Raw genomic sequence first — 12,423 nt, forward strand, 5'->3', positions numbered from 1 at the left:
TTGTTATTTTTGAAATAACTATGACTATACGAAAACCAAATATTACTGTACTTCTGGTTGGCATCTTTTTAATGTCAATGTTCGCTATATCATTTTACCTTCGTCCTTCGGGGTTTGCAACCTCGAAGCTTTATTACTAGGATTTTAAATCCGGATAAGACCGTCCTTTCGGATTGCAAATCCGAAAGGACGGTGGTGTCGTATAGGTAGGGGCAGTGGCTCGTCCCTGCCCGTTTATATAGGGGCGACCACAAGGGCTCGCCCCTACTCCTTTAATATCCATCTGAGAACAAAAGAAATCGTATACAAACTCTATTAGAGCATTATATAACAGCCGATTAGTTACTTGAACTATAAAATACTACTTCGTCTTCGAAAGGGATAGCAAAGCCAAGGCGCAAACGTCCGTCGATGAAAATCTTATTATCGTTTGGAGCAGCAAACTGCCCTAAACGGATTTCCTCCAAGTCGCGAACGAGGTCTGTACCTACAAGGAAGTTTTTAGAATCGGCGGCTATCATATCGTTATCATCAAGGCCTTTCACAGGAACAATCTCCACGCCCATATAGCGCACCGTGTCTCCCTCTACCGCAAAGTTTGGACTAACCACTACATTGTCGCCCCAGATACCTCCCAACGCCATTTTGACCTTCATATATGCCGAGTACGAAACGTAGATGTTCAGCGAGTCGTTTTCCAAGCCCATCGCCATTACATCTTCGGGGATGGAAGCGAATACCTTTTCTACTTCTGCCAGTACATTTGCCTTTGTAAGCGATACGCCCGTTAGCTTAATGGCTTGTGTGCTGTCGGTCAATACTTTTACAGCTCCGTCGAAGTCGTTTGCATCTGCCGAGCTGTCGCCTTTGAATATCTTGGTTTCGATCTCGCTGCTAAGTTCCGAAGCAAGGATTGTCATTGTTGCCTCTTCGAGGGTGGCGGGCAATTCCTGATTTTTGGCTCCCGGACTAAGCATCCATACGGTGCGTTTGCGCTCGAGGTCGTCGATGCACTGCTCGAGGTTGATTTTGTAGGTTTTTACTTTCAGTTCTTTTTCGCTTAGTTTGGCGATCTGGTTTGGTGTCCACGAGCAATCGCGTGAATCTGCCTGAAGGATATTCCCTTCGAGGTCGATTAGGTTGAGTTGTGTAGTGTCTTTCACCCCGATCACAGGTGTGATTTTTCCTTTTTCGATCAGCTTTCCGCCGAAGATGGCTTTTGTAAACCAATCCATGTTAGACGACGGTTGATAAGTAAGTGATGAAATGTCGTAAATGTTTGCCATAATTTTATTCAATTTTTTAATGTGAGAATATGCCGATGTGCCAATCATATTCAATATGTATTCGGATTAGCATACTGGCATATTGATTATTTTCTTCTGTTGATAGTTTGGTTAAGAGCCGCTGCCATGCGCTCGGCTGTGCTCATCTCGGCAGGAGACTTGCCTGTGCCCGAAAGCTGTACGGCAGGATATGCCGAAGGTGTCTTGCGGCGCATTTCTTCGACCTGTGTTTTGGTATCTTCGAGCATTCCGTTTGCTTCGTCGAGGGCTTGCAGGAGTTGTTCGATGGTAGCCTGCATTTCGGCAATCTTGGCTTTGAGGGCTTCTGCCGTTTTTCCGTCAAACTCGGACAGCCATACTCCTCTTTTCTTGCTTCGCAAAGCTTGTTTGGCTTTGGCATCTTCGGGGTTGGTTTTATCGTCCGAAGGCTCTCGTGTTTCCACAAATTGTCCGTTCTCGTCTACTACCAGCAGGTTTCCGTTTGACAGGTTGTGTTCTCCCGCCGCCATCTGCTCGCCATCGAGCGTCACAAATCCATCGGCATCCACATACGCCTCTTTGCCGTCGGCAAGAACAAAGACCACATAGGCCGTGCCGCTGGCAGTCGTGTCTGCTTTTTCTACGGCATCGATGTCGAGCAACATGTTTGCAATGCGCCCAAGCAATGTCTGTTTCACTTTTTTCTTTTTGTTATTCATACTTTTGTTATTTATGCGGGATAGGGAAACTTGCTGAGAGAAAAAGCCTTCGAGGGAAAATCCCTTTACATGCCCGCTCATCACTTCCTTTTCCCAATAGTTTTTGTCTCCTATCTTGTAGCTGCACATGAGTGTACCTTTTGGCAGGTCGCTAAATCCGAGTGCTTTCGATTTGTCGTTTTCGGGGTCTTCTACTATCCACAGTTCGGTGAGGTAGTTGCCTGTGAGGGGCGACCGGTGCTGATGGGTGGTGCTATGCAGGGCAACACCTGTTTTCATCATCTTGCGGGCAATTTTCTCTACCTGCTCCTCCGAAAAGCGGATGTAATAGTCACCCGTTTGGGGCGAATGGCGGTAGATGAGTTGCCCCGGTTTGAGCACAACGCCTGTGAGCACTTGCTTTGCGGTATCTCGGCTAAGGTGTAGTTCCTGTTGTCTGTCGAGAGCGATAAAATCGACTTGGTTTGCCGGAAAGTCAACAAACGAAATGGCATAGATGCCCGTCAGGTCGTCGGCACTTTCGTCGATCATGCAATCGTAAATCGGTGTATTCATTTTGTTGTAAATTGTGGGTTCGTACTATGAGATAATTTTGAAAAAATAAAATGCAAATAAGTGGGGAAGGTTTATGTAACCTGCGCCATTATTTCGGATTTGAAATCGGGATAGTATGAGCTTCGGGGTTGCAATTAGCAATCAACGGAGTGTAACGTAGTTAACCCCCGAAGGATGCAGGGAATAAACAGGGGATTACAAATCCCCTGTGACGAAAATCCCCTGTGACAAAGATGTAGGGGCAGTGGCTTGTCCGTGCCCCTTTATATACAGGCGACCACAAGGGATCGCCCCTACTCGCCAAAGGACGAGAAAGGAAAAGGACGGAAAAGAGAAGATAAATAAAACAGGGATAATACTAAAAGATAAAAACACCTCATTTTTGAAAAATAGGTGCAAAAAGCAGCAGGCTTTTTCTTTTACTGTTTTCTTTTATAGTTTATGTTTTGTTTATGTTTATATATAAGGCTTACGGTTATGCTTTATATTTTGCAGGAGGGTTTGCTTGGGGTTATACGCTCTTGTATGGGGAATGTTTTGCTTGAGTTTTTAGGGTAAAGAGAGGGGATAGAAATGTATTCGTCTTTCGGGGTTTGCAACCCCGAAGCCTTATTGTAAGGATTTGTAATCCGAAAGAACGAAGGATGAAAAGAAGCAAAACAGGGGATTACAAATCCCCTGTGACGAAAGGTTATGCAATAAAAATTGTCTAAACAATCAACTTGTGTTTTATTTTAAGAAATAAATTAGCCTATTTAACAAATATATTTTAACTTTAAACGACAAAAATCTAAACCTCAAATATTATGAAAGCTAAACACTTGAAACGAGCAATTCTTATTTCCTTCCTTTTGGTAATGATAGGCTGTACGGACGACAATACAATTATTCCCCCAAAAGTAGAAAACAAAACATTAGCTGTCGCCGATACTGTATGCCTGATGTTTAAGTCGATGAATGGCAGTAGCGAAGGAGGAATAGAGGGTATAGAGACAAGTAAGTACCGCCAAGTGCATAATAGCCGGATGAACGGAGGTATGCTCAACTTTGGCGAAGTGGTAAGAGATTCGTATATCATCTTTATTGAAGGAACAGACAGTGTAAAAATAAATGGATTTATAGGTTGTGCTTATATAACTCCTTTGGGCTGGGGAGACCAAAGATCATACACTGTTATAAAGGGTTTGAATGCGGTTTGTAAATATAAGTTTGAGGGTAATGCTTTAAGGATTCAATATGAGCCCTACACCGACAGCTGGATAACTTTAGGCTATGGCAACAAAGAAAAGATAGAGGTATATATTGAAAATAAGCATCTCTACGTAGAAGCTATGTACAAAGAAGGAGACTATATCAGTCCTGAAGCGGAAGATCTCTATTTTTGGGAGGCAAAATACTCAACTTTGTTTAGTGTTCCTATAACTATTACTGCCGAACAGGCAAATACTATAATAGAAAGACAGAATTGGCAAGACTTTTTTGATGAGGTTAGTGCCAATTGGTACAACATACCTATAGGGCAATATTATGCCGAGACTTTCAAGAGTGCAAAAGACTTGAAACATAAGTTTCAGGGAGCAAGCTGGTCTATTCACAAAATGACCTATCTGCCGAAAACAACAGTAAACTGAAAATAAACATTAAAAAAACAGGGGATTGCAAATCCCCTGTGACACAACTGTAACGCAAGCCCCCCGAAGAACGGATGAAACACAGTTTTATCCGGCGATAATCAACAAAAGAAAGGCTATATTTGTATTCTTGTATTCTCAAAACGTATTTACAAATATAGAAACCCAATATATTATGAAGAATCTTATACGGTACTGCTTTCCCCTAATCATCCTGCTATTTATCGCATCTTGCAGCGACAACAAAGATGAAGAAACCAAAGGCGTGCCTTTGCAAACAGCAGAAGGGATTTCGAAAGTAGACCTCTCTGACAGAAGCGAATGGAAGCTTATGATTGGTTACATTTATAGCTACAGCACTTCGGCTTCTGATTACAATTTTTCGATAGACAAGAACAAGATAATGGTACTTTCGCCTAAAGACCAACCTTTCTTATTCGACAGAAGTTACAAAGAAGGAGATACAGGCTATGCACCTTTATGGTTGGTATCGAAAGATTATACAACAAGAACGAAGACGTCACCGACTCCTCCCGTCTACCCCAATATAAAAGATCAGAGCACTGCCGAAAAGTTTTTCAATGCAGATGCGTTGTGTTGCAACTATCAAAGTACGGTTAGTCCGCATATCAAAGACTTGGTATTTACGCATGCCAATGCCTTGCTCGAATTTGAAACGGAAGGACTACCCGACAATGCTAAAATTGAAGTATATAACTACGGAAGAATAACACCTTTGAGAGACAGCAACAACACCAATCGCTACAAAGCAATAGCTGTGGCCAATCGTGAATATGGACCAAGCGCAATAACAATTACGATAGATAATAAATCTTATATCGCTTTTATCTCGGAAGGTGCACTGGAAGCTGATACGCACTACACATTTAAGGTGAAACCCGACATGGAAGCCAAAGAATTTGTAATTACAGATCTTACAAAAACTAAGTGGAGCGAACAGTAAAAATTTAGCAACATACATCAACCTTCGTCTTTCGGGTTTGTAACCCCGAAGCCTTATTATAAGGATTTGAAATCCAAATAAAATAACTTTCGGATTATAAATCCAAAAGAACGGAAAACAGGTGATTTCGAATCCCCCTGTGACGGATATTACTGCTTTATATACAAAGCAGAGTATCTGACTTTCATTAAACTAACAAAAAAAGACATGAAAATTAAAGAGTTACATCTGTTGTCAGATAATATTATAGAAACCGAACTATTTTATAACAACGTTTTAAACGTAAAAACAGAGGATAAAAGTCCAAATACTGTATCTTTCAATGTGGGAAGTACTAAAATCATTTTTATCCAAACCAAAACAAATATCAAACCTGTTTATCATTTTGCATTTGACATTCCTAACAATAAATTCGAAGAGGCGTTTGAGTGGATGAAAGCACGAACTCAACTAATACCGGTCATAGATGAAAATAATTTCGTTTCAAAATTCGACTTGTGGAATGCAAAATCATTCTACTTCTATGATAACAATCTAAATTTACTCGAGTTGATTTGTAGATTTGATGTGAATAACGAAACGAAAAAACCGTTTGATAGCTCCTCCATACTTTATGCCAGTGAAATTGGTATAGTATCCGAGTCAGCAAGTCAAACGGCTGACTTTCTAACGAATAAATACGGTATAAAAGAGTTTACCAAGCAAGCAGGTACCGATAGTTTTACGGCTTTGGGAGATGATTACGGCTTATTAGTATTAGTAAATAATCAGAGAAATTGGTTCCCTACAAATGATTTAGCGAAGTCTTTCCCCACAAAAATCGTCTTTGACAATGAAGCTAATGAGAATTACATATTAGAGATCGAATAATTCTAGAATATTATACTATTCGTGTCCTCATGAAGGCTTTTGCTTCATCTTCAACGTTCTTTCGGATTTGCAATCCGAAAGGAGACAGAAAACAGGGGATTACAAATCCCCTGCGACCAAGGCTTTTGCTTCGTCTTTCGGATTTGAAATCCGAAAGTTATTCTTATCAGGATTTAAAATCCTCTCGTAAAGGATAAGAGAAAAACCTCTCTATTCCCACTATTAATGGGAATTGTAGCTGTTTTTGGATAAAAAAGGTTATCTTTACTGATAAGGACAAATACAAACACACAATAATCATGAGAAAAATTACCATCGTAGCATTTTTTGTGCTTAGCTTAGCAACGTTTGCTCAAAATTCAACACCCCCAATCGAAGGTTTCGGACATTTCAAATTTGGCATGACAAAGAAACAAGGGCAAAATGCTATCAAAAAACACAAAACACCTAATACTAAAGCTATTAAGTTAGACACAGATATCGAAGTAGAGAACATAGAGTTAGACGAAGTCGTGTTTGACAGAACTATACTTAGCTTCGATAAGTTACTCTGGTTTGGGAGTTTCGAAAAGGAATATACCTATTGGGACGATGCCGAAAAAGATTTCAACCATCTACTTCGCATAATGCAAATAAGGTATGGTGACACCTCTGTAAAAGACGGATCGACAATATGGTACGACGCCAAGAACAACATAATCTTACTGAAAATAGAAACGAATAATAACGTACCTAAATTGTCGGTTGCATACATCGCAAATCTTTAAATCCTATAATATGAAAAAAATCATTTTATCATCAGCCTTTTTGCTGATGACAGTAACATCATTTGCCCAACAAGCAGTTTACTATGCCCTAGACGGCAGCGAATGGGTATCGGAAACACATCGCGATGCGCAGGAAATAATATTGTGGAAAACACTTTCCGAAGATATCAAATATATGAAAGTAAACGGTCGCTGCACTTCCGACTATTTTGATACTTTTTCCGAAATGTTTGAACTCTATAAGAGTGCAATTTCAGATATTAGAATAGCCAATGTATATGCAAAAAAAACGATCGATTCGGGCGAATACAAAGAGATAAAAAACCATATAAAACTGGAACCTACTATCGCCTGCAATGGAGAAACATTCTACAGGAAAGAATTTAGAGAACTCTTCGATCTAATTGTTGATCAATACAATATGATTTCAACATATCATACCGATATCATAAACCTGCATAAAGGAAGATCGATCAAACGACCGACAATAGATTTGGATAGATATGTAGAAAACAACAATAAAATTGGAGACTTAGGCAAAGTTTTGAGAGAAACATCGCAAAAATTACAAAACGAGAAAGCCCCTATCGATAAATCGGAAGCGTTAAGAATAGTTGCTGATGAGATCAGAGGCGTAAAAAAAGGATTATACTATACTATCGACGGAAAAGAATACAAAACACTCAAAGGACGTGACAATTATGAAACAAGACTAACTAAAAAATACAAAGAAAGGTTTGATGTAATAAAAACCGATATGAAATATAAAGAGAGTGCTGAATATTTGGAGCAACTTTTATTTGACAATCTGGATTATTTAAAAAATGCAAGAACTATCAATGATCTGCTCAGCTTTCTGAGAGACGAAGCAATGTTGAAAAAAGTAAAAAAGGCATTCCCAAATAGAGATTTTACAACATACATTGCCCGTAATAACGATACTTGCTATATAAAAGAAGTGTATGACTGGTATGACCAGCTTTTAGGTCTTTTTGAAATATACGACAACACATTAAATTATATGGAGCAAATCGACAAGGAAGGTCTCAAAAATAAAGATAAAACTTTTACAATAACCGAATTAATCTCATATATGGATAAACAAAAAGATGCTCGGGGCAATACCCATACAGAGCTATTTAACGATTCTCTTATTAATCTGGAAGCTGTAACACCAATTGCTTCCAGCTTAATAAAGTACTACCTTGACAATAAATAGATTACAAATCTCCCTGAGTCGAAGGGGGAAAAGTAGCCTATTATTATGCACCAAATAATATAAAAGCTATGAAGACACAAATTATCCTTCTTATTTTATTACTATCCGCCACTACATCTTTTGCACAATCGGTAAAAACAGACGTACCGATAACCGGGCTAGGTGAATTCTATCTGGGTATGACTATCGAACAAGCATACGAAATATTAATCGATATCAAGACAGAAGACATACAAATCATCCCCCTGTTGGAAAACGTGATAAAAGTTACGAATATGGAATTGGCCGGATATGTATTCAATACTTGTTTTTTAACATTTAATGAGAGTGGGCTTCGGCTAATCTCATATATCAAAGAGTTTGATAAAAATAATAAGAATCCTATAGAATTCAATGAGTTGGTATCTATACTCGAAAACGACTATGGCATACAGCCAAATAAAGAAACCGAACTACGCAAAAAAGGAAAAATAGATTTCGCATGGAGCAGACCTCCGGAGGGTTTTGTCGGAATAACAAAACAGTATGATGAAAAAAAGAAACTAAATACAGTTCTCATATACGTCAGTAAATAATATGCAATATGAAGGTTGCAAACGAATGTCCTTTCGGATTTAACTACGCTACACTCCGTTGATTGCTAATTGCAATCCGAAAGTTATTCTTATCAGGATTTAAAATCCTGATAGTATGAGCTTCGGGGTTGCAAACCCCGAAGAACGATAGGTTGCAAATTTTCTCTTGGAACGAAAAAAAGTAAATTGAAATGATTGCATATAATAAAAGCGTGACTCATGAGCCACGCTTTTTAGCAGGGAAAGAAACCTATCCGCTATCTATCCATTATACCCCCGACCAGCCACTTACACTTACCATATTGTCTTGTGCACGGTGAATATCGGTGACGGCAACTTTAGGCTCTATTTTTATAGCTTGAATTGCTTTTATCAGGCTGTCGTTGTCAACATTGGTTGCGGGTTCGATGGTTGGCAACTGCCCCCCTTGGGCAAACATCCGCTTGAAGGACGGTTCCAAGCCCTGAGACGAACGTGAGAAAAAGGCATCGAGGTCTTTTGGTTTCAGTTCGCGCCGTTGCTCATTGATATATTTTACGAGTCCCAGATTTTTATCGGTAGACACACGGTTGACAACAAATTCGCCGCCCTCTACTTCCATATTTGTTCCCTCGATACGCATACCGCCCTGTGAGTGGCGTTTGCCGTGGAGAAGACCGCCGTCTTGGAATTTGGCCAGTTGCTTGGTCATAATCCCTATCTGAACAGCACCTGCAGCACCAACAATAGTAGCGAGTGCGAGATTTAACGGCCATGGATAAGCCCCTAAAGTCTTGGTTATCCCTTGGGCGACATTGACTGTCGCTTCTCCAATATTTTTTATTAACGTGGCTTTGCGATTTAGTTTCTCTATTTTTTCTTTTTTTGCTTGCTCTTTTGCTTTTCGCCTTTCGTATTCCCTTTCTTTTTTTTCGAGTTCTTCTTTGTTTTTTAATTGTTCTTGATATATTTCCTTTTCTGCTTTTAAACTTGTCGCTAATTCCTCCGCTCTTTTCTCTAAGCCGGCAGCAGATGCGTTTTTTTGTGCAGCTTCTAACGCCGCTACTTTCTTCCCCTGATTCTCAATTTCTTTTGAGACTTCTACATTTTTATTTTTCAGATGTTTTATTTTTTCATCCCATGAAGCTATCTCCGCATCGTAAGCTTTACTTACAGCAGTAAATGCAGATCCTAATGCACCTGATATCTGGTCTGTAACTCCCTTTATGCTACCTGCTATCTCTTCTGCTTTCTGAGCATATTGTACCCATTGCAATATCCCCAGATCTTGCTCTTTCTTTTTGGCGGAATTGATTCCTTGCCCAAGCTTTATTATATTTACTCCATATTGCCTAGTGTACTCTTTCTTTTTGTCTTCTATTTTTTTACGTTTTTCGGCGTTATCTCCTGCCGCCGCTATTTCTTTATCATATTCTGCTATCTGCTCGTCGTATTGTTCTCTCAGCAACTTCTGCATTATTTTCATCTCTTCTTGCCTTGACTTCAAGTTGGTGCGAGTAGCATTTATGTCAATGTATTTTTTAGTGGCATCGGTAGCCTCCTTTGTAGCAGCAGTAGCTTCTTTGGTGGCAGCAGTTTCAGTCTTAGAGGCTGTGGCTGATTCGGTTTTTGCGGTGGTAGCCTCTTTCATGGCAGCAGCTTCCTTTTTTACGGCATCGGTGGCATCCTTTGCCGCTTTCTGCATCTTCACAGATTCTGCAATGATTGACTTCTGAGTTTCCTGATCTATTCCGTCAAAAAGATCTTTAACCTCTTTTACGATTTTCTTAGTCTTTTTTTCCAGTTTCTTATATGTGGTATCAATCTCCACTTCCAAATTGGCAGAACGCTCTTTGATAATGTTATCAATAATCGTACTTTGTGCTTTTTGATGCTCTTGTTCGGCTTTATTCAGCTCTGCTGTTCTGCGCTCATCCAGGTCTTTTAGTTTGGTATAGAGTGTATTTCTCAGTCCTTCTTCGTCGGCAGCAGCTCCTTTTTTATATGCTATTTTTTCTGCTTCGGCAGTAAAGGTAAGGTCAGCAGATTTCCTTATCTGAGCTTCTTCCAGGCTATACTTATACTCAATGCTGCGTATCTGTCGTGTATAAAAGTCATCGGCTTCGTCCTGCATGGTTTGCAGATTTTTTTTCAATACTTCTTCGCGTTGTGTGGCAATTTTTTCTGTAGATTCTTTTATTTTCTTTTCTTCTGCATCTATAAACTCTTCTCTTACCTTACGATCATCAGAAAGATAGATATTTTTATTTTTTTCGATCTTTTCAATCCTTTCGAGTGAGGTTATTTTATATTGTTCGAGCTTCTCCACTCTTTTCATTTCCTTCTGTTCCAGTTTCTTTAAGTCATCAAGTTTCTCCTTATTTAACTTGTCAATAGTCTTCGATCCTTCAATTTGTGTTTTTATACCTTTAGCCACAATCTCATAGGCTTCCTGTTGTGCTTTTATGCCTATTGGGGTCATTTGCAAGAGATGCTCTTGAATATTATTCAACTTCTGATAAACAGGAATAATTTTTTCAATGCCCTTTTTAGGATCTTGCGCTTCAATAACACTTTGCAAAACCTCTTGAGCCGATATCGCTTTTATAGTCTGCTGTTCAAAACCAAGCATATTATCAACCAATCTATCTACATTCTCAATACTCTGCTCAAGGCCGTTAACCTTGAGTGTAAATTCTTTTTTATCTGCCATAATATTTTAATTATTAGTATATATAGAGATAAATTTGGAGAGGAATCATAAAAAAAAGCCTGAGATTTCTCTCAAGCTTTTTTCAGATGTAACGTCCTTTCGGATTTAAAATCCTTATAGTAAAACTTCGTGGTTGCAAACCCCGAAGGACGGATTTGTTGAAAGTTTAAACGCCTTTTGTAGACAGCATATTCTCTATATTAAATTTAAAGCTTACCTTTGAAGAAATTAACACAAATGAAGACAAAACATGATTAGAAAAATAAATCGATATTTACTATTACCTCTGCTTGTTACAATATTATTCTGTAGCTGCAAAGCACTGCAGTCTGTTGGAGACTTTGCATCCGATTTCATTAATTCTCCGTCTTACTCATCGGGTACAACATCAAGCAGCAACAAGGCAGAAAATAAAGAAAAAGAGTTGAAAGTAGGGATCAGCAAATGGGATCTTTCCTCGATACTAGGATCAGACTATAAGTATATATCGAGCAAACCGACCAAGAAAGGTAACGAAGAAACATACATTTACCATGTAGGGGTGTACGACTATACTGTCAATATTATTCTCTATAAAGTAGTATCGTGGAGTAAAGAATCGAGACTAAAAATGGGAACTGCGAAAAGTGACATAATTAAAATATTCGATACAAAAAATTATAAAACTATTACAGAAGAAAAGATTGCGGACGAAAAAATGGAAGTGATCCGCTTTTATACAAGTTCTTACAATTATACGATAAAGTTTGCGGACGACAAACTCGTGGAATGGCGTGAAACACCAAACCTGAAAAAAGGAATGTCTAAAGACCATATAATAGAAAAACTAGGCACAGACTATAAGCTTGTATCTGCAAAAGAATCTACCGAAGGGAAGAAAGAAGAATTTTATTTCCGTACAATTTTTTATAATTATACAATAGATTTCGTTAACGATAAAATTGTAGAATGGAGTCAAGAAATAATACCACAAATAGGTATGCACAAAAACGAAATGATACAAGAGTTGGGTACAGACTATCGCATTGTCTCGGAACAGCAAACACCCAAAGGAAAAATAGAAGTACTCTTTTTTCGCACAGAGAATCATAGTTACACCTTACATTTCCTCAATGATACGTTAATAGAATGGACAGAATAAAGCTAGAATATCACGACCTCAAAAA

The 12,423-nt window shown here is 38.8% G+C and carries 11 protein-coding genes; 7 read left to right on the plus strand and 4 right to left on the minus strand.

Annotated elements, in window-relative coordinates:
* Window positions 1-136: 136 nt before the first annotated feature.
* From PKC55_RS05775 to PKC55_RS18175, 3 genes are all read right to left on the minus strand, one after another.
* Window positions 137-283, minus strand: coding sequence for a hypothetical protein (locus PKC55_RS05775; protein ID WP_324372247.1), 147 nt, complete (start codon window positions 281-283; stop codon window positions 137-139).
* Between the two features lie 55 nt (window positions 284-338).
* Window positions 339-1,286, minus strand: a complete 948-nt coding sequence (locus PKC55_RS05780; RefSeq protein WP_324372249.1) for a hypothetical protein — start codon at window positions 1,284-1,286, stop codon at window positions 339-341.
* A gap of 86 nt (window positions 1,287-1,372) precedes the next feature.
* Complete coding sequence (locus PKC55_RS18175) at window positions 1,373-2,113, minus strand: hypothetical protein (RefSeq protein ID WP_524536936.1); 741 nt, start codon at window positions 2,111-2,113, stop codon at window positions 1,373-1,375.
* Between the two features lie 1,232 nt (window positions 2,114-3,345).
* Here PKC55_RS18175 and PKC55_RS05790 point away from each other — a divergent pair.
* The 6 genes from PKC55_RS05790 to PKC55_RS05815 all read left to right on the plus strand — a co-directional run bounded on the left by PKC55_RS05790 (window position 3,346) and on the right by PKC55_RS05815 (window position 8,565).
* Window positions 3,346-4,170 (plus strand): hypothetical protein, encoded by an 825-nt coding sequence (locus PKC55_RS05790; protein ID WP_291127237.1) that lies wholly within the window; start codon window positions 3,346-3,348, stop codon window positions 4,168-4,170.
* A gap of 175 nt (window positions 4,171-4,345) precedes the next feature.
* Window positions 4,346-5,134, plus strand: a complete 789-nt coding sequence (locus PKC55_RS05795; RefSeq protein ID WP_291127239.1) for a hypothetical protein — start codon at window positions 4,346-4,348, stop codon at window positions 5,132-5,134.
* A gap of 207 nt (window positions 5,135-5,341) precedes the next feature.
* A complete protein-coding gene (locus PKC55_RS05800) occupies window positions 5,342-6,004 on the plus strand; it encodes a VOC family protein (protein WP_324372253.1) in 663 nt (220 codons plus the stop codon).
* A 299-nt stretch (window positions 6,005-6,303) separates the two neighbouring features.
* Window positions 6,304-6,771 carry a hypothetical protein gene (locus PKC55_RS05805; RefSeq protein ID WP_291127828.1) on the plus strand — a complete coding sequence of 156 codons (468 nt, stop codon included), beginning with the start codon at window positions 6,304-6,306 and terminating at the stop codon, window positions 6,769-6,771.
* A 10-nt stretch (window positions 6,772-6,781) separates the two neighbouring features.
* Window positions 6,782-7,990: a hypothetical protein gene (locus tag PKC55_RS05810; protein ID WP_291127826.1), complete on the plus strand. Its 1,209-nt coding sequence runs from the start codon at window positions 6,782-6,784 to the stop codon at window positions 7,988-7,990.
* A 68-nt stretch (window positions 7,991-8,058) separates the two neighbouring features.
* Window positions 8,059-8,565 carry a hypothetical protein gene (locus PKC55_RS05815; RefSeq protein WP_291127824.1) on the plus strand — a complete coding sequence of 169 codons (507 nt, stop codon included), beginning with the start codon at window positions 8,059-8,061 and terminating at the stop codon, window positions 8,563-8,565.
* Window positions 8,566-8,833: 268 nt separating this feature from the next.
* Here the strand turns inward: PKC55_RS05815 and PKC55_RS05820 are convergent, their stop codons facing one another.
* On the minus strand, window positions 8,834-11,257 hold the full coding sequence (locus tag PKC55_RS05820) for a hypothetical protein (protein ID WP_324372256.1): 2,424 nt from the start codon (window positions 11,255-11,257) through the stop codon (window positions 8,834-8,836).
* A gap of 250 nt (window positions 11,258-11,507) precedes the next feature.
* Between PKC55_RS05820 and PKC55_RS05825 the strand changes: the two genes are divergently transcribed.
* Window positions 11,508-12,398, plus strand: a complete 891-nt coding sequence (locus tag PKC55_RS05825; protein ID WP_291128029.1) for a hypothetical protein — start codon at window positions 11,508-11,510, stop codon at window positions 12,396-12,398.
* Window positions 12,399-12,423 lie beyond the last annotated feature (25 nt).

Origin of the sequence: Dysgonomonas sp., assembly GCF_035323175.1 — a bacterium.
Classification (GTDB): domain Bacteria; phylum Bacteroidota; class Bacteroidia; order Bacteroidales; family Dysgonomonadaceae; genus Dysgonomonas.